General features: G+C 64.6%; 17 protein-coding genes. 11 read left to right on the top strand and 6 right to left on the bottom strand.

What is annotated here, in order from left to right; genetic code table 11:
* Nucleotides 1–55: 55 nt before the first annotated feature.
* Complete coding sequence (locus tag J1M87_RS15440; protein WP_206490270.1) at nt 56–697, bottom strand: TetR/AcrR family transcriptional regulator; 642 nt, start codon at nt 695–697, stop codon at nt 56–58.
* 99 nt (nt 698–796) lie between these two features.
* On the opposite strand from J1M87_RS15440, the gene J1M87_RS15435 reads away from it, so the two are divergent.
* Together J1M87_RS15435 and J1M87_RS15430 are read left to right on the top strand one after the other, a co-directional pair.
* Complete coding sequence (locus J1M87_RS15435) at nt 797–2,110, top strand: D-arabinono-1,4-lactone oxidase (protein ID WP_206490268.1); 1,314 nt, start codon at nt 797–799, stop codon at nt 2,108–2,110.
* Between the two features lie 61 nt (nt 2,111–2,171).
* Nucleotides 2,172–3,659, top strand: a complete 1,488-nt coding sequence (locus J1M87_RS15430; RefSeq protein ID WP_206490266.1) for a molybdopterin-dependent oxidoreductase — start codon at nt 2,172–2,174, stop codon at nt 3,657–3,659.
* Nucleotide 3,660: 1 nt separating this feature from the next.
* Here the strand turns inward: J1M87_RS15430 and J1M87_RS15425 are convergent, their stop codons facing one another.
* Both J1M87_RS15425 and J1M87_RS15420 read right to left on the bottom strand, forming a co-directional pair.
* Nucleotides 3,661–4,602: an adenosine deaminase gene (locus tag J1M87_RS15425; RefSeq protein ID WP_206490264.1), complete on the bottom strand. Its 942-nt coding sequence runs from the start codon at nt 4,600–4,602 to the stop codon at nt 3,661–3,663.
* A 10-nt stretch (nt 4,603–4,612) separates the two neighbouring features.
* Nucleotides 4,613–5,404: an enoyl-CoA hydratase/isomerase family protein gene (locus J1M87_RS15420; protein ID WP_206490262.1), complete on the bottom strand. Its 792-nt coding sequence runs from the start codon at nt 5,402–5,404 to the stop codon at nt 4,613–4,615.
* Nucleotides 5,405–5,491: 87 nt separating this feature from the next.
* On the opposite strand from J1M87_RS15420, the gene J1M87_RS15415 reads away from it, so the two are divergent.
* Nucleotides 5,492–6,637, top strand: coding sequence for an acyl-CoA dehydrogenase family protein (locus tag J1M87_RS15415; RefSeq protein ID WP_206490260.1), 1,146 nt, complete (start codon nt 5,492–5,494; stop codon nt 6,635–6,637).
* A 13-nt stretch (nt 6,638–6,650) separates the two neighbouring features.
* Here the strand turns inward: J1M87_RS15415 and J1M87_RS15410 are convergent, their stop codons facing one another.
* The 3 genes from J1M87_RS15410 to J1M87_RS15400 form a co-directional block, all read right to left on the bottom strand.
* On the bottom strand, nt 6,651–8,105 hold the full coding sequence (locus tag J1M87_RS15410; RefSeq protein WP_206490258.1) for a DHA2 family efflux MFS transporter permease subunit: 1,455 nt from the start codon (nt 8,103–8,105) through the stop codon (nt 6,651–6,653).
* The gene (locus J1M87_RS15405; RefSeq protein ID WP_206490256.1) at nt 8,102–8,719 is read right to left on the bottom strand and encodes a PadR family transcriptional regulator; all 618 of its coding nucleotides are present in this window, start codon (nt 8,717–8,719) and stop codon (nt 8,102–8,104) included. The genes J1M87_RS15410 and J1M87_RS15405 overlap by 4 nt, the downstream gene beginning before the upstream one ends.
* Nucleotides 8,720–9,022: 303 nt before the next feature.
* Nucleotides 9,023–9,226 (bottom strand): cold-shock protein, encoded by a 204-nt coding sequence (locus J1M87_RS15400; protein ID WP_008714360.1) that lies wholly within the window; start codon nt 9,224–9,226, stop codon nt 9,023–9,025.
* Nucleotides 9,227–9,399: 173 nt separating this feature from the next.
* On the opposite strand from J1M87_RS15400, the gene J1M87_RS15395 reads away from it, so the two are divergent.
* From J1M87_RS15395 to J1M87_RS15360, 8 genes are all read left to right on the top strand, one after another.
* Nucleotides 9,400–10,143, top strand: a complete 744-nt coding sequence (locus J1M87_RS15395; RefSeq protein ID WP_206490255.1) for a GNAT family N-acetyltransferase — start codon at nt 9,400–9,402, stop codon at nt 10,141–10,143.
* Between the two features lie 71 nt (nt 10,144–10,214).
* Complete coding sequence (locus tag J1M87_RS15390; protein WP_206490254.1) at nt 10,215–11,231, top strand: glutathione S-transferase family protein; 1,017 nt, start codon at nt 10,215–10,217, stop codon at nt 11,229–11,231.
* Between the two features lie 47 nt (nt 11,232–11,278).
* Complete coding sequence (locus tag J1M87_RS15385) at nt 11,279–11,998, top strand: hypothetical protein (protein ID WP_206490251.1); 720 nt, start codon at nt 11,279–11,281, stop codon at nt 11,996–11,998.
* 43 nt (nt 11,999–12,041) lie between these two features.
* The gene (locus J1M87_RS15380; RefSeq protein ID WP_206490249.1) at nt 12,042–12,890 is read left to right on the top strand and encodes an LLM class F420-dependent oxidoreductase; all 849 of its coding nucleotides are present in this window, start codon (nt 12,042–12,044) and stop codon (nt 12,888–12,890) included.
* A 108-nt stretch (nt 12,891–12,998) separates the two neighbouring features.
* Nucleotides 12,999–14,060, top strand: a complete 1,062-nt coding sequence (locus tag J1M87_RS15375; RefSeq protein WP_206490247.1) for an ABC transporter ATP-binding protein — start codon at nt 12,999–13,001, stop codon at nt 14,058–14,060.
* Nucleotides 14,057–14,827, top strand: a complete 771-nt coding sequence (locus J1M87_RS15370; RefSeq protein WP_206490246.1) for an ABC transporter permease — start codon at nt 14,057–14,059, stop codon at nt 14,825–14,827. The genes J1M87_RS15375 and J1M87_RS15370 overlap by 4 nt, the downstream gene beginning before the upstream one ends.
* 246 nt (nt 14,828–15,073) lie before the next feature.
* On the top strand, nt 15,074–18,832 hold the full coding sequence (locus tag J1M87_RS15365; protein WP_241257026.1) for an ABC transporter ATP-binding protein: 3,759 nt from the start codon (nt 15,074–15,076) through the stop codon (nt 18,830–18,832).
* A gap of 110 nt (nt 18,833–18,942) precedes the next feature.
* Entirely contained in the window at nt 18,943–22,707 is a 3,765-nt protein-coding gene (locus J1M87_RS15360; protein ID WP_206490245.1) for a multifunctional oxoglutarate decarboxylase/oxoglutarate dehydrogenase thiamine pyrophosphate-binding subunit/dihydrolipoyllysine-residue succinyltransferase subunit, read from the top strand.
* Nucleotides 22,708–22,902 lie beyond the last annotated feature (195 nt).

Below are 22,902 nucleotides of genomic sequence, written 5' to 3'. Positions count from 1 at the left end.
CGTTGCCGGGCCTGCACAGTCAAGCACTCCGCCGCCGAGAAGTCCCGGCGAACACTCAGCGGTCCTGGGCCTTGGCCGCGATCAGACCCGACAGGTCGTCTATCTGCGCCAGCACCTCGAGATCATCACCGTCGACCAACCACCGCAACACCAAGCCGTCGAGGGTGGCCATCCCGAAACGGGCAATCGATTCCACCGGCTCCAACCACCGTGTACCGGTGTGATCGGAACAGTTCTCGAAGAACTGCCGCGCCTCGGTATCTCTGATCCGATACTGGCCACTGGCGATCTCGGCTGCCGTGGCCGACCCGAGCGCGCGGTGTCTGAGCAGGTAGGTCTTGATCTCGTAAGCGAGCAACTGCCGGTCCGGCGACTTCTCGATCAACAACCACACCGCGCTCAGCCCGCCGTGCACCAGTTCGCGCAGACCCCGCACGCCCGGCAGCTCGCGGGTGTCCACTGCGCTGGCCAGAGCGGCGTGCAGAATCTCGGTGACGTCGACGATGAGGTGCTCCCCCATCGCGATCACCAGATCCTGCTTCGTCTCGAAGTGGTATTGCACTATGCCCTTGGTGACACCGGCGTACTCCGAGAGCGCGCGGACCGTCAGAGACTCGATTCCCACTCGCTCGGCAACGTCGATCGCCGACTGCACCAGTTGTGCGCGTCGCACATCCGCAGGCAGCCTCGATTGCATGACCCGATACTAGGGCGCAGCCTGAGTCTGTGCCTCGGATTGACTCATGCGGAACGACTCACATGAGCCTGCGGAACGACTATTTGACATAGTGATTCGATGATCGAGCGGTCGTGGCAGAACTGGGCGGGCAATCAGTGTGCGTTCCCTTCGCACACAGCCGAACCCTCGTCGGTGGACGACCTCCGAGTCGAAGTGCAGGCTGCCGCGGCGCGGTCCCAGTCGGTGCGGTGTGTCGGTGCCGGGCATTCCTTCACCCCGATTGCCGTCACCGACGGAGTCCAGATCGGCCTGGATTCACTGCGCGGGATCGAATCGGTCGTTCGCGGGGCCGACGGCTGCGCGGACGTGACGGTACTTGCCGGCACTCGGCTGCACGAGCTGACCGCTCGGCTGTGGGACCTCGGGGTGGCCATGACCAATCTGGGCGATATCGACGAGCAATCCATCGCCGGAGCCATCTCCACGGGAACTCATGGAACCGGAGCACGCTTCGGCGGCATCGCCACCCAGGTACGTGCGCTGGAATTGATGACGGCGGACGGAAAGCTGGTGCAGTGCTCTCGCGAGGAAAACTCCGATGTGTTCGACGCGGCCCGCGTCGGCCTCGGTGCGCTCGGTGTGATCACCCGGGTGACGCTCGAGTGCGTGCCGGCCTTCGCCCTGCGCGCCGTCGAGGAGCCGTCGACGCTGCGGGAAACCCTCGAGGACATCGAGGAGACCATCGCAGGCGTCGACCACTTCGAGTTCTACTGGTTTCCGCACACCGACCGAGTGCTGACCAAACGCAACACCCGCCTGCCCGGTGACGCGACGCTGCGACCACTGGGAAGAGTGCGCTCGTACGTCGACGACGAACTGTTGTCCAACACCGTCTTCGAGGGCCTCAATCGCCTGGTGACGCGTGTGCCTGCTCTGATTCCTGCGCTCAATGCGGTCTCGGCCCGGGCGCTGTCTGCCCGCGAGTACACCGACCGCTCGTACCGGGTGTTCGCGTCGTCGCGGACCGTGAAGTTCGTCGAGATGGAGTACGCGGTACCGGTGTCCGAGATCGGGTGGGTGCTGCGCGAGGTGGATCGTTGGCTCGAGCGATCAGCGGTGTCCATCGCGTTTCCCGTCGAGGTACGCTTCGCCGCGGCCGACGACATCTGGCTCTCCACCGCGTCGGGACGCCCGACGGCGTACCTCGCCGTGCACCAATATCACCGGCGTGACCACCGAGAATACTTCGATGCGGTCGAAGCCATCTGCCGCAGCGTCGGCGGTCGGCCACATTGGGGCAAACTGCACTCACTCAGCAGCGCCGAACTGCGCGATTCCTACGATCACTTCGACGACTTCCTACGCATCCGCAATGCGATGGACCCGGGAAAGTTGTTCGGCAGCGACTACCTCGAACGTTTGTTGTCGTGAGCGGCGGTTCGCACACTGCCACGAAATACCGCGCACGACCGTTTCGCTTACATTGGAGCGAGTGAGTACAGGAAAACGCGCGCTGTCCGGCATCATCGCGGCCGGAGTCGTCCTCGGCGTCGGTGAGCTGATCGCCGTACCCATCGGACCGACCTCGTCGCCGCTGACCGCCGTCGGGTCCTCGGCCGTCGACCACAGTCCGGCCCCGGTCCGTGAGTGGGCCATCGATACATTCGGCACCTCGGACAAACTCGCCCTGTTCGTCGGCATGGCCCTCGTGATCGCCGCTGTCGCCGCAGCGGCAGGTATCGCCCGCAAGCCGATCGGTGCAGCGGTGTTCGCGGCTCTGGGTGTACTCGGCGTCCTCGCGGCCGTCACCCGCCCCGACGCCACAGTCGTCTATGCGGTTCCGACCATCGGCGGCGTCATCGTGGGCATCGTCGTCCTGCACGCCCTCATCGGTGCCGCTGCCCCTGCGACCGAAGGCATGAACCGACGCAGCTTCCTGACTCTCGCCGCCGGTGCCGCGGCACTCGGAGTGGTCGCCGGAACAGCCGGACGGATGCTGACCTCGGCCCGAGCAGTCACCGCCGATCGTCTCGGTTTCATGCTCCCGACGCCGACGCCGCAGCCCCCGATACCGGACGGGGCAGACCTGAAGATCGACGGCCTCGCGTCGTACATCACGCCGAACGAGGACTTCTATCGCATCGATACTGCGTTGGTCGTGCCGCGCGTGGCGTCGGACACGTGGTCGCTGCGTATCCACGGGATGGTGGACCGCGAGATCGTGCTGACGTTCGCCGATCTTGCACAACGTCAGGCGGTGGAGAAGACGATAACCCTGACCTGCGTGTCCAATATCGTCGGCGGCGATCTGGTGGGCAATGCGACGTGGATCGGTTACCCGCTGAAGGACATTCTCGAGGAAGCAGGCATTTCGCCGGATGCGGACATGGCCCTGTCGTCGAGCAGTGACGCCTTCACCGCGGGCACGCCCATCGAGGTGCTGCTCGACGGCCGCGACGCGCTGCTCGCTGTCGGCATGAACGGCGCACCGTTGCCCGTGGAGCACGGCTACCCGGCGAGGCTCGTCGTCCCCGGCCTGTACGGCTACGTCTCGGCGACCAAATGGGTCACCGATATCGAGATCACCCGATTCGATCGCGTGACCGCGTACTGGACCGACCGAGGCTGGGGAGCGCGCGGACCGATCAAGACGGCCTCTCGAATCGACACCCCGCGATCGGGCAGCTCGGTGCCTGCCGGGAAGACGGTGGTCGCGGGCGTCGCCTGGGATCAGCACACCGGCATCGACGGCGTGGAAGTACAAGTGGACGAGGGCAATTGGGTGCCGGCCACGCTCTCGCAGGAGTACTCCAAGGACACCTGGAGGCAGTGGGTGGTGGAGCTCGACTTGCCTGCGGGACAGCATTCGGTCCGCGCCCGCGCCACCAACTCCGCTGGTGAGCTGCAAACGAACCAGACCGCCGACACCGTTCCCGACGGGGCCACCGGCTACCCGAGGATCTCGCTGACGGCGACCTGAGCTACCGCTTCGCGAAGCTCGCGCGGATCGAGTTCTCGGCCAGCTGCTTTCGCTCGGCCGTAGTGAGACCCATCCCCGCTTCGAGGGCAGCAAAGTTGTCGTCGACGTAGCCACCGAAGTAGGCGGGGTCGTCGGAATTGATCGACACCGACAGTCCTCGCTCGAGCATTCGACGCAGCGGCACCTGCTGGACCTCGTCGACCACCTTGAGCCGAACATTGGACAGTGGGCAGACGGTGAGCGGAATCTGCTCCTCGATGAGACGATCGATCAGCGCCTCGTCTTCCAGGCATCGCACGCCGTGATCGATGCGCTCGACCTTCAGCAGATCCAACGCCTGCCAGATGTACTCCGGCGGACCTTCTTCACCGGCATGAGCAACGACATGGAGGCCCTCGGCACGCGCCTTGGCGAATACGTCGACGAACAGCGACGGTGGGTAGCCCACCTCTGCGGAATCGAGTCCGAGCCCGATGATCGGGGCCTGCATCGCCAACAGGTCGTCGAGCAACTGATTCGCATGCAGTACCGGCTTGTCTCGCAGGATCGACGCGATCAATCCACTGGTGACGCCGAATTCGCGCTCACTGGAGGCACACGCGTCGGCCAGTCCGTCGACGACGGCCGCGAGGGGGACGCCGCGCTCGGTGTGCGCCTGCGGATCGAAGAAGATCTCCGCGTGCGTCACTCCGGCCTGCGCTGTACGTCGGAAATAGGCCCGAGCGAGATCGGCGAAGTCCTCTGCCGTCTGCAGCACTGCCATGTTCGCGTAGTACAGATCCAGGAACGACTGCAGGTCGGTGAACTCGTATTTCGCGCGCAGTTCATCGATGTCGTTGTAGGGCAACGACAGTCCATTGCGCTCGGCGAGCTCGAAGATCAACGGAGGTTCGAGAGACCCTTCGATGTGCAGGTGCAATTCGGCCAGTTGATCAGTACTCACTCACTCGATGCTACTTGCCCGTGTAGGTCGCATGCCCCGGGCCGACCTCGAGGAAGCTCTTGACCGCACCGCGCAGATCATCGGTCTCGAACAGCGCGCCGGAGACCTCGGAGGTGATCTCGTCCGCGTGTGCCACCCCTCCCGAACGCCACGCCGCCACAATCTGTTTCGTTGCCGCATGCGCGGCGGTGGGGCCGTCGGCCAGGCGATGGGTCAGTGCGATCGCCGCGGCGTCGACGTCGTCGTGGATCTGATTGACCACGCCCCACTCCTGCAGCGTCTGAGCGTCGTACAGATCACCGGTCATGACGAGCTCGCGAGCCCGACCCGAACCGGCTCGTTCGGCCAACCGCTGCGGCCCACCCATCGACGGCGTCAACCCGACGACGGTCTCGACCAGACCGAACTTCGCCTTCGGTCCGGCAAGAATGATGTCGCAGGCCAACGAGATCTCGAAGGCCGCGGTGAGGGTCAAGCCGTGCGCTGCGTAGACGACCGGGCAGGGCAGCGCCTCGAGTGGATGGGCGATATCGGCGAACAGGCCACGCCACAGGTCGGCACCCTGCGCGGCGGACAAACCCTCGAAGACGTGCACGTCGACGCCCGCAGAGTTGACCTTCCCTTCGGCGCGCAACAGCACCGCACGTGGCGGGTTCGCGACGAGATCGGCCACATTCGCCGCCACCGCGTCGAACATCGCTTGATCGAAGAGATTGAGCGGGCCGTGATCGAAGGTGAGCACGGCAACCTCCGCCCCGGCCTCGGTAACGGATCGAACGAGCGAAGTGGGTGCGTCAACCATGTCTCGCATAGTGCCACACCCCTTCCGGACGATTGTTACCAGCGAGTATTGTTCAGACCACTAGCCGTTACCGAGAGGAACAAGCAAGTGAAGCGCAGCCTGTTCGAGTCCGATCACGACGACTTCCGCGCATCGGTACGCGAGTTCGTCGCCAGGACCATCGCGCCCGTCGAGGAAAAGCTGATCGAACAGCGTTACATCGACCGCGACATCTGGCTCGAAGCCGGACGCAACGGCTTCCTCGGACTCGAAGTACCCGAGGAATACGGCGGCAGCGGAGCCGAGGACTACCGATTCAACGCCGTGCTCGGTGAGGAACTCGCCCGCTCGAGCGCCGCGGTGGCGTCGTGCTTCGGTATCCACGTGGACATCGTGGCTCCGTACTTGGTGAAGCTGACCACCGAGGAGCAGAAGAAGCGCTGGCTGCCCGGCTTCTGCAGCGGCGAAATCCTCACTGCCATCGCGATGACCGAACCCTCCGGCGGCTCCGACCTGGCCGCGCTGAAAACCACTGCTGTCAAAGACGGCGACGATTTCATCATCAACGGGTCCAAGACCTTCATCACCAATGGCAACTCCGCCGACCTCGTCGTCGTCGCCACCCGTACGACGCCCGAGAAGAAGGCCAGGGGCATCACTCTCTTCGCCGTCGAGAACGGCACCGAGGGCTTTACTCGCGGCCGCAAACTCGACAAGGTCGGGCAGCCCGAATCAGACACAGCCGAACTGTTCTTCGAGAACGTGCGGGTGCCGAGCGCGAACATGATCGGCGAATTCGACGGCGGCTTCATCCACATGATGCAGCTTCTTCCCCAAGAACGCATCAGCTGCGCGGCGGCCAACCTCGGTCACGTTCGCCCCATCCTGGAGGAGACGCTGCAGTACGCCAAGGACCGCAAGGCCTTCGGCCAGCAGATCGGCTCACTCCAGTGGAACAAGTTCCTGCTCGCCGAGCTCGTCACCAAACTCGATGTGGCACAGGCCTACATCGACAACTGCATCACCGCGCACGGCGAAGGCGAGCTGACGGCCATCGACGCGGCCAAGGCGAAGTGGTGGAGCTCGCAGGTGCAGAACGAGATCCTCGATCACTGCGTGCAGCTGCACGGCGGCTACGGATTCATGAACGAATACCGCGCCGCGCGTGCATGGAAGGACGCTCGCGTGACCAAGATCTGGGCCGGATCGAACGAAATCATGAAGGAACTGATCGGCCGCGATCTGGGACTGTGAGCGCCTGCGACACTTACTTGAATGCGGGCCGGGCGTAGCAGCAGACCGCGATCATGCCGCAGATCAGCACGGCTGCAGGCAGAATCAGCGACTGCGCCATCGCCGTGGTGAATCCGTCGCGCAGCATCTCGGGCACTCGCCCGGCGAATTCGTTGGCCCCCGTTGCCGATCCACTGGTCGGTAGTTCGACGGCCAGTCGCGACTGGATGAGCGCGCCGATACCAGCACTACCGAGTACCGAGCCGATCATCCGGGTGGTGTTGTAGATTCCCGAACCTGCGCCCGCCTGACTCATCGGCAGGTTGCGAGTTGCGGTGGCCGCCAACGGAGACCAGATCAGCGCATTCGCCACACCCATGGCCGCGACGGGAAGCAGCAGCTTCCAAATGGCGGTGGTGGGCGTCATTTCGTAGGCGAACCACAGCAGCGACGCAGCGAGAATGAACAGTCCTGATCCAGCGATGTAGCGGGGGTGCGTCTTGTCCACGAGTTTGCCGACGTTGGGCGCAAGGATGCCGGTCAGCAGCGCCATCGGGACGAACAGCAACGCCGAACGGGTCGGCGACAGGCCGGTGACGCTCTGCGCGTAGAACATGATCGGCAGCATCATGCCGGACATTGCGAAACCCATTGCCGCGATGCCGATATTGGACAGTGAGAAGTTGCGATCACGGAACAGCGCCAGCGGCACCAACGGTTCGCTCGTGTTCACCGCCTGCCAGTACAGGAACCCTGCGAAGACGAGCAGTCCGAGGCCGATGAGGACCCAGATACCGGTACCCCAGTCGTACTTCTGCCCTTCCTGGATGCCGAACACGATGCAGAACAGTCCGACGGCGCTCAATGCGACACCGAGCAGATCGAATTTGTGGTCGTGGGTGGGCAGCGCCGGGACGAATTTGAGCGCCAACGCAATTGCCACGACTCCGACCGGCAGGTTGATGAAGAAGATCCATTCCCAACCGAGCGAGTCGACGAGTACACCGCCGAGGATGGGGCCGACGAGGGTCGCCACTCCTGCGACGGCTCCCCATGCCCCCATGGCCGTTCCACGCTTCTCGGCCGGGAACACCCGGGTGATCACTGCCATCGTCTGCGGGGTGATCATCGCAGCACCGAGACCCTGCACCGCGCGGGCCGCGATGAGCATCTCGATCGATCCCGACAGTCCACACCAGGCCGAGGCGAGGGTGAACACGACGAGGCCGGCAACGTACAGATTCTTGGGACCGAATTTGTCACCGAGACGTCCGGTGACCAGCAGCGGCACCGCGTAGGCCAGCAGGTACGCACTGGTCACCCAGATGACGTTGTTGATGTCGGTACCGAGGCCCGCCAGGATGGCAGGCTGTGCGACGGCCACGATCGTGGTGTCCACCAAGATCATGAAAAATCCCAGGCAGAGCGCCCACAGCGCGGGCCAGGGCCTGATCTCGCGTTGTAGCGGAGCGGTCTCGACGGCGTTCATTGTCTCTCCTCGTCCCGATCGGTCGGGGTGATGTGGTGTGCAGAGATCTCGTGCGGCCACGCGAGCTCGCCGCTGTCGACTCGATGTACGTAGCTCGTCAACCAGTTCATTTCGGCCGTGAGCATGTGATAGGTGTAATCGATTCCAGCCCAATAGACTTCGGACACTGCGCGTTCCGCCGCGAGGCGCTGGTAACCGGACAGTTCCTCGATCTCACGACCGAGGTCCTCGATGCGCGCCCGGAGCAACGCGAGTACCTCGGAAGCCGGCAGATTGTGCATCTCGGACAGGCCGAGAGCGAACCGCGGATATTCGCGTACCGGGGTGCGCAGAATCTCGGCAAGCCGATCGACCAGAATTCGCCGTCCGGCAGGCGTGATCTCGTACGTCGTGCGCTCGGGACGATTGCCGCCGCGGTCGGTGCCGACTTCGGCGACCAGCGCTCGCTCGTGCAGTCGCGCCACGGCGTGATAAAGCGATCCGGGTCGGACCTTGACGATCCGGTCTTCCTTTCGCTCCACCAGCAGCTGATACATCTCGTAGGGATGCATCGGTGCTTCCGACAGCAGCGCCAGGACCGAGACGCCCAGCGGGTTCACCACCTCGCCCCGCATCGCTGCCCCCTCGATACCCCGTCCGAATTATTCCAACTGGAATATAGGGTCAGGGCTCGAACGAAAGCAACCAGGACAATCCTCTGATCAGAGGATCAAACGGACATACAAACCACACAAGGACACCGACCGAAGACGGTGCCCTACCAACAGATATGCCCTACAAACAGACATGCCCTACCAACAGACAAAGGCCGGATACTCGGAATTTCTTCCGTGTATCCGGCCTTGTCACCGAGTTTCTGGTTGAGATTACTTCGAGAAGGTCACTCCGCCAGGAGAAATCGGGTTACGAAGCTTGAATCAGATGGCGCGGACGCCGGTAGCCTGGGGGCCCTTCTGACCCTGGCCCACCTCGAACTCCACGCGCTGGCCCTCGTCGAGCGACTTGAAGCCGCTACCCTGAATCTCCGAGTAATGAACGAAAACGTCCGGTCCGCCACCATCCTGCTCGATGAAGCCGAAGCCCTTTTCGCCGTTGAACCACTTCACACTGCCCTGCGTCATTCTGTAAACCTTCTGTAAGCGAGCTAGATCTTCACGTCGAAGCTCTAATCTCAACGCCGAGTCTGCCATCTCTCGGCGCTCAGCGATACACCGGGGGCGAAAAAGTCCCAAAGATTGCTTCCTGACGGCAAAACCAGAACGTCGCTCGAGCCCACGATGGTTAATCTCGATACGTGGATTTCCCCCGTCTCGACGCCGGCCTTTTCGACTCGCACAAACTCGATATCGTTCGCCTTGCCTGGTGTCGACAACTCCACCTGGCCGACGACGCCCTCGCCACCGACGCGCGACGCGTCGAGCACGTCGTCGACTCCACGGACATCACGGTGCTGCGACTGGCCGAGACCACCGTCATCAGCGCTCCGGCCTGGGCGGTGGGCGCATCGCGATCGATCACCGACCAGGCAGGTACGGACCGAACCTGGATGTCGTCACTGCTCGGGAACCTCGCCGAGCGCTACGCCATCGACAGCCACACGCTTGCCTACGGCACGGAGATCGGTCATTCCATCGAGGTGCACGACCCGTTGATCTCCCACGACGCCGCGCACGCCCGCAACCTCGCGGCGCACTGCACTGCCGCCGACGTCGAGGAGGCCTTCGGCGAACCGGTCTCACGCCACTGGTTCACGATGCTCGGCGACGATCGACCCGCCGACTCCGCGAGCTCGCTGTCCTCGGCCGGATACTCCGAACAGCAGTCGATCCTGGCGGACATGCGCGTGCTCACGGACCCCGAGCACCGCCGTCGGGGTCACGCCCACGTGGTCGGCCGACTGGCGACCAACGATGCAATCGACGACGGCCTGATACCTCAATGGCGATCCCGACCCGAAAACGCCATTGCTCGACGCCTCGGCGCGCGACTCGGTTACGTGGAAATCGGCGCATGCCACACGGCCGTCCTCACCTCGTGATGGAGATTGAGGTGCGGGTGAACTGGGTAGCGTCGTGCATGACCGACCGAACGATGTGAGGAGTCGACTCGATGGGCGACAATGCGGCATACGTGGAACCGGGCAAGGAATTCACCCGCGATACCAATTACATTTCGACGCGAATCACCGCCGACGGCAGTGACGGCTATCCGGTGGAGGCAGGGCGCTATCGATTGATTGCCGCAAGGGCCTGCCCATGGGCGCACCGGTCCATCATCGTGCGCCGACTGTTGGGACTCGAAGACGCACTGTCCCTCGGCATTCCCGGACCGACCCACGACCCTCGCAGCTGGAACTTCCAAGAGGAACCGGACGGCCTGGACTCGGTATTGCAGATCCCGAGGTTGCAGGACGCCTACTTCGCCCGCTTCCCCGATTACGAGCGCGGCATCACCGTCCCTGCCATCGTCGACGTTCCCACCGGCCAGGTCGTCACCAACGACTACCCACAGATCACCCTCGACCTGTCGACCGAGTGGACGCAGTTCCACCGCGACGGAGCCCCCGATCTGTATCCGGAGGCCCTGCGCGGCGAGATCGACGAAGTGGCCCAGTTGGTGTTCGAGGACGTCAACAACGGTGTGTACCGCTGCGGATTCGCCGGCTCCCAGGAGGCCTACGACAAGGCCTACGACCGACTGTTCGCCCGCCTCGACTGGCTCGTCGAACGCCTGGCCACACGGCGCTATCTCGTCGGCGACCACATCACCGAGGCCGATGTGCGCCTGTTCACCACACTGGTGCGCTTCGACCCCGTCTACCACGGTCACTTCAAGTGCAACCGCAGCAAACTCAGTGAGATACCGGTGCTGTGGAACTACGCGCGCGATCTGTTCCAGACCCCGGGTTTCGGCGACACCGTCGACTTCGACCACATCAAGCGGCACTACTACGAGGTGCACACCGACGTCAATCCGTCGGGCATCGTGCCCAAGGGCCCCGACCTGTCCGGATGGCTCGAACCGCACGGGCGTGAAGCCCTCGGCGGATCACCGTTCGGTGACGGCACCGCTCCCCCGCCTCCGAAATCCGACGAGCTCGTTCCACCCGATCACTGGGTGCGCTGAACCTGCGAATCGACCGGCCACTACACTCGCGACCGAAAGAGGCATCGATGGCAGGCAAGAAGGACGACGCACAGATCGACGGCCCGAACGGAGGCAAGCTCGAACGGGCCTTGGTCAACATCCTCGACAACGCCAGCCGCCTACAGGGTCCCGCCGTCGACAAATATGTCGCGCACGTGCGTCGGGCGCACCCGTACGACACGCCGGCGCAGATCATCGAACGCCTGGAGAAGCGGTTCCTGCTCGCGGTCACCGGCAGCGGCTCGGCCGTCGGCGGTGCAGCGGCGGTCCCGGGAATCGGAACTGTCACCTCACTCGCCGCGGTCGGGGCAGAAACCGCCTTCTTCATCGAGTCCTCGGCGCTGCTGACACTCTCAGTCGCGTCCGTGCACGGCATCCCCGTCGAGAACCACCAACAGCGTCGTGCACTCGTTCTGTCTGTCGCACTGGGTGAGTCGGGCATGCAGATCGTTCAGCGGACGGTCGGCACCACCGCCAAGAACTGGGGACCACTGATCACCTCCCGCATACCCGGCGGGGCGATGACGAACATGAACAAGTCGCTGGTGAAGAAGTTCATCACCAAGTATCTGGCCAAGCGCAGCGCGCTGGTGGTGGGCAAGATGCTTCCCGCCGGGATCGGCGCGGCGATCGGCGGCGCGGGCAACCGCGCGGTCGGCAAGGGCGTCATCAAGAACGCCCGTGACGCATTCGGCCCACCGCCCGCCCGATTCCCCGAAAACAGAATCATCGAGCCGGACGAATGAGAGTTCGCGGAATCATAGCGATCCTGCCGCGTTGACTACGAACATGACTTCCACACCTGAACTCGGTAAGTACGGCGTCTGGCGACGACACTCGGCGTTCACACCCGAACTGTCCCGGTCGATCGAATCGTTCGGCTACGGCACGATCTGGCTCGGCGGCTCACCGCCTGCGGACCTGACGACCACCGAAGAGATTCTCGACGCCACCGAGACCGTCGTCGTCGCCACCGGCATCGTCAACATCTGGTCGGACGCCGCGGCCGACGTCGCCGCGTCGTATCACCGGTTGGAGAGCAAGCACCCGGGTCGTTTCGTCCTCGGAATCGGGGCAGGCCATCCGGAGGCGACGCAGGAATACACCAAGCCGTACGACGCGCTGGTGGCCTATCTCGACGGTCTCGACGGTCTCGACGAGGCCGGAGTGCCGGTGGAGCGACGCGTCCTCGCCGCCCTCGGACCGAAGGTGCTCGCGTTGGCTGCCGACCGCACCGCAGGGGCGCATCCGTACCTGACCACTCCCGAGCACACCCGCGAGGCGCGAGAAGCACTGGGACCGAACAAGATACTGGCCCCCGAACACAAGGTGGTCCTCGAGTCGGATCCGGAGAAGGCGCGCGCGATCGGCCGTCCGCCGGTCAACGACCCGTACCTGCACCTGCGCAACTACACCAACAATCTGAACCGCCTGGGCTACTCCGACGAGGAGATCGGCGACGGCGGTAGTGATCGACTGATCGATGCGTTGGTCGCGCACGGTGGGGCCGAGGAGATCGCCGCTCGATTGAACGAGCACCTCGCCGCCGGCGCCTCGCACGTGACACTGCATTCGCTCCCCGACGACGGCGATCCGCTCACCACCTATCGGGAGATCGCAGCGGCCCTGCATACCTGACATCGGGTACTGGCGAGAAAGCGTCGGAAGCACCCCGTAGCCTCGGGTACCGGTTGCCGAGTGCAGCCGGTATCCGAGGTGATCCAAGGCCAGGGGGATGTCGCACAGATGACCAGCTATCCGGGGGCAGCGCTGGAAGCGCAGGCACTGACCAAGCAATTCGGCACCGTTCGCGCGGTGTCCGAGCTGAGCTTCGTCGTGCCACGCGGCACCGTCACCGGGTTCCTCGGCCCCAACGGATCCGGCAAGACCACCACGCTGCGCATGCTGCTGGGGCTCGTCCGCCCCACCTCGGGTGTCGGCCTGGTGAACGGCGCGCCCTTCCATACGGCCACGCACCCGGCCCACACCATAGGGGCCGTCCTGGACTCGCTGAGTCTGCATCCCAAGCGCAGCGCCGCAGGACATCTGAAGATCTACACCGCGGCGATCGGTGTGCCCGACAGCCGCGCACTCGACGTGTTGCACCTGGTGGGCCTCGGCAATGCCGCCGACCGCGCCACAGGAGGGTTCTCACTTGGCATGCGTCAGCGCCTCACACTGGCGACGGCACTGCTGGGAGACCCGGAAATCCTCGTACTCGACGAACCCGCCAACGGCCTCGACCCCGAAGGAATCGCCTGGCTCCGCGACTTCCTGAAGGGGTTCGCCGCGTCGGGACGAACGGTCCTGGTATCGAGTCACATCCTGCGCGAGATCGAGCAGACCGTCGACAATCTGGTGATCGTCAGCGCCGGTGCACTCGTGTATCAGGGTTCCATCGCGCAGCTGAGGTCCACGCGTCCGAGCCGCGTACTGGTGGCCGCATCGGACCCCGCAGGCCTGGCATTGGCGCTGGCATCGAGTGGGTTCAACGACAGCCAACTGCTACCCGACGGACGCATCGGCGTCGCCGGGACCGACGCGGCCACGATCGCGCGCATCGCGGCAGACGCGCAGGTGACGATCTTCGGGACCACCAGCGAGCACGTCGACCTCGAGCAGGTGTTCCTGTCGATGACGGCGGGTCAATACACCGCCGCACCCGTTCAGCAGAATCCGTACGGCGGGCCGCCGCCGGGGTACGGCCCGCCGCCGGGTCACCACCAGGGCTACGGCCCGCCGCCGGGTTACGGCCCGCCGCCGCAGAATTACGACCCGCCGCAGAACTGGAACGGGGGTCCGCGATGAACGCACTGCTGACGTCGGAGATCCGCAAGGTCACGACACTGAAGTTCTGGTGGGCGCTGGCGATCGCCCCGATCGTCGTCGGGGTGTTCGCGTCGGTCATCACCTCCGTGATCGCGAACCAGCTGGGCGAATTCGAAGAGGACCTGGATATTTCCGGTGGGGTCGCCTCGATCGGCCTGTACGTCGCCGCCGGTGCCGCCATTCTGTTCGCCGGCATCTTCGGAGCCGTCAATGCAGGCACTGAATTTCGCCACCAGACCATCACCACCAGTTTCCTGACCGCCCGCGGGCGGGACGGAGTGATCGCGGCCAAGCTCGTCGTCACTGCACTGTTCGGCCTCGGATACGGCCTGGTGGTACTACTGGCCAGCTTGCTCTGCCTGCTGATCTTCAACGAGCGCACCGTGGTACTCGACGGCCCGTTCATCGGCGTCGTGGTGTCCTGCCTCCTGGCAGTGGTGCTGTGGTCGATGATCGGTGCCGGCCTGGGCCTGCTGCTGAAGTCCCCGACCTGGGCCGCCATCGTGCTCGTCGCGTGGCTCCCGTTCGGCGAAGGTCTACTCTCGCTGATCCTGTTCGGTGTGGGACTCGGACCGGTGGCCACCGTGCTGCCGTCGAATCTGACACTGCCGACTATGGCGGCGACTCAACTCGACGATGCCAGCGATCTGCTGTCGTGGCCGTGGGCACCGCTGGGACTGGCGTTGTGGGCCGCGATCCTCACCGGTGCCGGTTGGTTCCTGGCCCGCACCCGCGACATCGACTGAGGTCGACGCCGTTCGGCGCGTTCGTCGGCACGACCTGTCGGTGTGCGGGTCTAACGTGGTGAATCGATGACACACAGCAACTCGGTGACGAACCGTAGCGCGGCGAGAAACCGCGATACGGTCGACGAGGGCACCCGTGTTCGGTCCGGTCTTCTCGCACCGGGCCGGCCGAGCAGCGAAGTCCCCGCCGGGCACGATGCGTCGAGTACTTCACCCGGCTGGATTCGGCGTCTGATCACCCAGTGCATGCTGCACCGGCGCACGGCCCTCGGCGCGCTGGGCGTGACGATGCTCGCCGCAGTGATCGATATTTCCTTCCCGCTGCTCACCAGGCTGGCGATCGACGACGCGACTGCGGGCAAGAGCGAGGTGATCCTCACGGTCGCCATCGCCATCGCACTGCTGGGTGTCTTGCGCTTCGCCTGCCAATTCGGTCGGCGCATGCTCGCCGGAAGACTCTCGATCGACGTCCAGCACGATCTGCGGTTGGACCTGCTCGCCTCGCTGCAGCGACTCGACGGACGCAAGCAGGACGAGATCCGTACCGGTCAGGTCGTGTCGAGATCGATCACCGACCTGCAGCTCGTGCAGGGGCTGCTGGCCATGGTGCCGCTGTCGGCCGGGGCGCTGTTGCAGTTCGTTCTCGCGCTGATCGTGATGGCGTACCTGTCGCCGCTGCTCACCGTCGTCGCGATTCTGATCGTTCCCGCCGTCGGCATCGTCGTGTACCGCACGCGGCCGAGGCTGTTCGCGGCCACCTGGTCGGCGCAGCAACGGGCCGCCGACCTCGCTCAGCATGTCGAAGAAACCGTCACCGGGGTTCGAGTGGTGAAGGGCTTCGGACAGGAAGCGCGCGCGGTGGACCGCATCGAAACACTCGGCCGCACACTGTTCTCCGAGCGGATGCGATCGGCACGGATCAACTCGCGGTTCGCACCGTCGATGGCCACCATCCCCCAACTCGGTCTCGTCGGTGTCATCGCTCTGGGCGGCTATCTGGCACTGCACGGCCACATCACCATCGGCACGTTCCTCGCATTCGCCACCTACGTCGCGACGCTGTCCGCAGTCACCCGAACCGTCTCCTCGGTGGTCATCATGGCCCAGCTTTCTCGCGCTGCCGTCGAACGCGTCTACGAGGTGGTCGACACCGAACCGACCGAGCCCGAGCCTGTTGACCCGATCGCGCTCCCCGACGGCCCACTCGGAGTTCACATCCACGATGTCACCTTCGGATTCGAGCCCGAGCGGGACGTACTCGACGGCCTGAACTTGACCATCTCGCCCGGGGAGACGGTCGCCGTGGTCGGGCATGCAGGTTCGGGTAAGACCGCGCTCGCCCTACTGCTCCCACGCTTCTACCGCCCATCGAAGGGGCAGATCGCACTGACGTCCGGCACCACGGGCATCGACATCGACGATCTCGACTCCACATCGCTGCGCGAGGCCGTATCCCTGGTCTTCGACGAGCCGTTCCTGTTTTCCGACAGCATCGCCGCCAATATCGCCTTGGGCAGGCCCGATGCCTCTGCGGAGGACATCGAGCACGCCGCGCGCCTGGCACAGGCGTCCACCTTCATCGACGCTCTCCCCGAGGGCTACGACAGCCTCGTCGGCGAACGCGGACTCACGCTCTCCGGAGGACAACGGCAACGCATCGCCCTGGCGCGCGCTCTGCTCGTCGATCCCCGAATCCTGATCCTCGACGACGCCACCTCGGCCGTGGACGCCGAAACCGAGGCGGCAATCTACGACGCGCTACGCGGCGTCCGAACCCGCGCGACGCTCGTCCTCGCTCACCGCCGCTCGACCCTGACGCTGGCCGACCGCGTCGCCGTACTCGACAAGGGCCGCATCATCGACACCGGAACGGTCGAGGAACTCGATCGACGTTGTCCCCTGTTCCGCACGTTGCTGGCCAGCAGTGACGACGAGAGCGGTGACGACGAGAGCAATGACGAGGTAGGCGCGCCGGAGCCGGATCCGACCGCCGAGCCCTCGGCAGAGGCCCTGTGGCCGCAGATCGCCCCGGCAGCGACAGCCGAGCCCGGCGTCCCCGGCCCGGCCGACCCCGGGGGCGGCGGTACGCACGGCGCGGCCATGGCAGGGGCCTTCGGTTCATTGGCACCCACACCCGCGATTGCGGCAGCCGTCGCAGCCTTGCCACCGGCAACCGAGAATCCCGGCGTCGCGGGATCCGAACTTCGCACCCCCGACCCCGGATTCCGGCTGTCGAGGCTGCTCGGCCCGGTCCGGCTTCTCCTTGCAGCAGTGGTGGTGTTGCTCGCGCTGGACTCGCTCGCCTCGATCGCGTTTCCCTCACTCGTTCGCTACGCAGTGGACAGCGGAGTGGCACGCGGAGACTCGAACACCCTGTGGATCGCCACCTCGATAGGCGTGGCACTGGCAGTGGCGAGTTGGTTCGTCGTCTGCTGGACGACGGTGATCACCGCACGAGCAGGAGAGCGAGTGCTCTTCGGACTGCGCGTGCGCAGTTACGCGCACATTCAGCGGCTGGGTCTGGACTACTACGAACGAGAACTGTCGGGCCGCATCATGACCCGGATGACCACCGACGTCGACGCGCTCTCGTCGTTCATCCAGACGGGCGCATCGACGGCTGTGGTGAGCGCACTGACCGTGCTGGGCATCGCGGCAGCACTGCTGTTCACCGACACCGTTCTGGGGCTGGTGGCGCTGGCCGTCGTTCCGCCCCTGGCCGTGGCCACCGTCATCTTTCGGCGCATCTCCTCAGCGGCATACTCGACGTCCCGCGAACGCATCTCGATCGTCAACGCCGATTTTCAAGAAAACGTCACGGGCCTACGCGCGGCACAGGCATACGGCCGTGAGCAGTACGCCGCGTCTCGATTCGCCGAACGCTCCGACCGCTACCGGACCAGCCGAATGCGATCCCAGACCGCGATCTCGGTGTTCTTTCCGCTCATCACGTTTCTCTCCGACATCGCCCTCGCCGTCGTCGTGTTCGTCGGCGCGCATCAGATTGCGACCGGCACGACCACCGCGGGAACCCTCGTGGCATTCGTGCTCTACCTCGGGCTGCTCTTCGGCCCGATCCAACAGCTCTCGCAGGTCTTCGACGGCTACCAGCAGGCACGAGTCGGAGTCGGTCGCATCGGCGATCTGCTGCGCACCACCAGTTCGATCGAAACGGCCACCGCCGCAGACCCCACAGCACTTCCCGGCGGGCGGCTACGCACCGACATCGATCTCGTCGACGTCGGATTTCGGTATGCCGGATCTCACAGCGACGCCCTGAGTGAGGTATCTCTCACCATTCCCGCCGGCACCACGGTCGCCTTGGTCGGCCGCACCGGCGCAGGCAAATCCACGGTGGTGAAATTACTGGCCCGCTTCTACGACCCGACCTCGGGATCGGTGCGGGTCGGCGGCCACGATCTGCGCGACTATCGCCTGTCGGACTACCGGCAAAGGCTCGGCGTCGTACCGCAGGAGGCGCATCTGTTCACCGGCACCGTGGCGTCGAACATCGCTTACGGCCGACCCGACGCCAGCCGGGCCGATATCGAGAACGCGGCACGCTCGGTCGGCGCTCTGAGCACTATCGCTGCACTTCGCGGCGGTATGCATCAACCCGTCGGAGAACGCGGGCAAGGTTTGTCGGCGGGACAACGGCAGTTGATCGCACTCGCCAGAGCCGAGCTGGTCGACCCCGATCTTCTCCTCCTCGACGAGGCCACCGCCACACTCGATCCGGCGACCGAACGGACGGTGCTCGCGGCCAGCAACGCCGTCGCGCGCACCCGAACCGCCGTGGTCGTCGCGCACAGGTTGGCGACCGCAGCGCGGGCAGATCTCATTGTGGTGGTCGACGGCGGCCGTATCGTGGAAGTGGGGAACCACACCGAACTTCGATCCAGCGGCGGCTTCTACGAACAATTGTGGACTGCAGCCGAAACGAACCGAGGGAATAATTCGATAGTCCAAGGAGTCATCGACAACGAGGCCGATGGTTACCGGTGAGTACATATCACAGCTACGTCCCGGACGCATGTGAGCTGGACCAAAGGTCTAGCCTGGACGTGTACGCGCGCTGAACGGGAACGAAGACAGAAACGAGGCGAACTACTGCCGTGAGCAGCAGCTCTACTACCCAATTCGGACAGAACCAATGGCTGGTCGACGAGATGTACCAGCGATTCAAGCAGGACCCTTCCTCCGTCGACGCAAGCTGGCACGAGTTTCTCACCGGGTACGACCCCGATGCCGTGACCGAGGACCAGACAGCCGCTGACTCCAACGGTGCGTCCGGAAACGGCGCGGCCTCGAACGGTAGCTCCACCAAGTCTGCTCCCCCTGCAGCACCTGCACCTCCGGCCAAGCCTGCCGCGTCCGCTGCGCCGAAGTCCGCAGCGAAGACCGAGGCACCGAAGGCCGCTGCTCCCAAGTCCGATGCACCGAAGCCTGCCGAGAAGAAGGCAGCTCCGGCCAAGCCCGCCGCAGCCGAATTCGGCGAAGAGTCGAGCAAGGTCCTCCGCGGTGCCGCAGCTGCGGTCGCGAAGAACATGTCTGCCTCGCTGCAGATCCCCACCGCGACCAGTGTGCGTGCGATCCCGGCGAAGCTCATGGTCGACAACCGCCTCGTCATCAACAACCATCTCGCGCGTACCCGCGGTGGCAAGATCTCGTTCACACACCTTCTCGGCTACGCCATCGTGCAAGCCGTCAAGGCGTTCCCGAACATGAATCGTCATTTCGCCGAGGTCGACGGCAAGCCGAACGCAGTCACCCCGGCATCGATCAATCTCGGCCTCGCGATCGACCTGCCCGGCAAGGACGGGAATCGTTCCCTCGTCGTCGCCGCCATCAAGGACACCCAGGACTTCACCTTCACGCAGTTCTACAACGCGTACGAGGACATCGTTCGCCGCGCCCGCGACGGCAAGCTCACCGGTGACGACTTCCAGGGCGTCACCATCTCGCTGACCAACCCCGGCGGCATCGGAACCGTCCACTCCGTGCCGCGTCTGATGAACGGTCAAGGTGCCATCATCGGTGCCGGTGCGATGGAATACCCCGCCGAGTTCCAGGGAGCCAGCGACGAGCGCCTCGCCGAGATCGGTGTCGGCAAGCTCATGACGCTGACCTCGACATACGACCACCGCATCATCCAGGGCGCGGAGTCCGGCGACTTCCTCAAGACCATCCACAACCTGCTGATCAGCGACGAGTTCTACGACGAGCTCTTCCATTCGCTCAAGATCCCGTACGAGCCCATCCGCTGGCGCAAGGATCTGCCCGAGGGCACTGTCGACAAGAACACCCGCGTGCTCGAGCTCATCGCCGCGTACCGCAACCGCGGTCACCTGATGGCCGACACCGATCCGTTGCAGTTCACCAAGGACAAGTTCCGGATGCATCCGGACCTCGACGTGATCAGCCACGACCTCACGCTGTGGGACCTCGACCGCGAGTTCAAGGTCGGCGGATTCCACGGCAAGGACAAGATGAAGCTGCGGGACGTGCTCAGCGTGCTGCGCGACTCGTACTGCCGCCACGTCGGCGTCGAATACACGCACATCCTCGAAACCGAGCAGGTGTCGTGGCTGCAGGAGCGCGTCGAAGCCACGCACGTCAAACCGACTGTGGCGCAACAGAAATACATCCTGAGCAAGCTCAACGCAGCCGAGGCGTTCGAGACGTTCTTGCAGACCAAGTACGTCGGGCAGAAGCGCTTCTCGCTCGAAGGTGCCGAGTCCGTCATCCCGATGATGGACTCCGTCATCGACCAGAGCGCCGAATACGCCCTCGACGAGGTTGTCATCGGCATGCCGCACCGCGGCCGGCTGAACGTGCTCGCCAACATCGTCGGCAAGCCCTACTCGAAGATCTTCACCGAGTTCGAAGGCAACATGAACCCGGCCGCCGCTCACGGCTCCGGCGACGTGAAGTACCACCTCGGTGCCGAGGGCACCTACATCCAGATGTTCGGCGAGAACGACATCAAGGTCTCGCTCACCGCCAACCCGTCGCACCTCGAAGCCGTCGATCCGGTTCTCGAAGGCCTCGTCCGCGCCAAGCAGGACATGCTGGACAAGGGCACCGGCCAGGGCGGATATTCCGTTCTGCCGCTGATGCTGCACGGTGACGCTGCGTTCGCGGGTCAGGGCGTCGTAGCCGAGACCCTGAACCTGTCCGATCTGCGCGGCTACCGCACCGGCGGCACTGTGCACATCGTCGTCAACAACCAGGTCGGCTTCACCACCTCGCCGGAGTTCTCGCGCTCCTCCGAGTACTGCACCGACGTGGCGAAGATGATCGCCGCCCCGATCTTCCACGTCAACGGCGACGACCCGGAGGCATGCGCCTGGGTTGCTCAGCTGGCGGTGGACTTCCGTCAGAAGTTCCACAAGGACGTCGTCATCGACATGATCTGCTACCGCCGCCGCGGCCACAACGAGGGCGACGACCCCTCGATGACCCAGCCGGCGATGTACGACGTGATCGACACCAAGCGAAGCGTCCGCAAGAGCTACACCGAATCGCTCATCGGCCGCGGAGACATCTCGCTCAAGGAAGCCGAGGACGCCCTCCGCGACTACCAGGGCCAGCTCGAACGCGTCTTCAACGAGGTACGCGAACTCGAGAAGTACACCCCCGAGCCCAGCGAGTCCGTGGAGCTCGACCAGCAGCTGCCGACCAAGCTCAAGACAGCTGTGGACAAGTCGGTGCTGCACCGCATCGGCGACGCCCACCTCGATGTACCCGACGGCTTCAACGTGCACCCCCGCGTCAAGCCGGTGCTCGAGAAGCGTCGCGAGATGGCGCACGAGGGCAAGGTCGACTGGGCCTTCGGCGAGCTCCTCGCGCTCGGATCGCTCGTGGACGAAGGACGCAACATCCGTCTCTCCGGCCAGGACACCCGCCGCGGCACGTTCACGCAGCGGCACTCGGTGATCATCGACCGCAAGACCGGTGCCGAGTACACGCCGCTGCAGAACATCGGCAGCGACAACCCCGGCAAGTTCATGGTCTACGACTCCGCACTGAGCGAGTTCGCCGCCGTGGGCTTCGAATACGGCTACTCCGTGGGTAACCCGGACGCGCTGGTGATGTGGGAAGCGCAGTTCGGCGACTTCGTCAACGGCGCGCAGTCCATCATCGACGAGTTCATCTCGTCCGGCGAAGCCAAGTGGGGTCAGCTCTCCGACGTCGTACTGCTGCTGCCGCACGGACACGAGGGCCAGGGCCCCGACCACACGTCCGGTCGCATCGAACGCTTCCTGACGCTGTGCGCCGAGGGATCGATGACGGTGGCAGTTCCCTCGACGCCTGCGAACTACTTCCACCTTCTGCGTCGGCACGCGCGTGACGGCATCCGTCGCCCGCTGATCGTCTTCACCCCGAAGTCGATGCTGCGTAACAAGGCTGCAGTGAGCAATATCGAGGACTTCACCGACGGCAAGTTCCACTCGGTGTTCGACGAGCCCACCTACGACACCGGCACCGGTGACCGCAGTGCGGTCAAGCGCGTGCTCATGGTCAGCGGCAAGCTCTACTACGAGCTCCTCGCTCGCAAGCAGAAGGACAACCGCGACGACGTCGCGATCGTGCGAGTCGAGCAGCTCTACCCCGTGCCGGTGCACCGGATCCGGGAGGCTCTCGAGAGCTACCCCAACGCAACCGAGTTCCGCTGGGTCCAGGAAGAGCCCGCGAACCAGGGTGCATGGCCGTTCTTCGGTCTTGCATTGCCCGAGCTCATGCCCGAGAAGCTGGTCGGAATCAAGCGCATCTCGCGTCGCGCAATGTCCGCCCCGTCCTCGGGCTCGAGCAAGGTCCACGCCGTCGAGCAGCTCGAAATCATCGACGAGGCCTTCAACGCGGTCGGCGAAGGCTAGAAGAGTTCGGTAACGACAGCGGCCCACTCCTTCGGGAGTGGGCCGCTGTTGTCGTTTCTGGGCTCCCCCCGTTCCGCGTCAATGGACCATTGCATACGTCTGAGCAGTACAACGGTCTATTCACGCAGAGTTAGGGGCTGCGTGAATGAACCCTTGCATACGTCTGAGGAGTGCAAGGGTCCATTGACGCAGGCG

Origin of the sequence: Rhodococcus sp. KRD162 (assembly GCF_017168335.1) — a bacterium.
GTDB lineage: Bacteria > Actinomycetota > Actinomycetes > Mycobacteriales > Mycobacteriaceae > Rhodococcoides.
The sequence above is the reverse complement of the archived record's forward strand: the minus strand, read 5'-3'. Positions and strand labels throughout refer to the sequence as shown.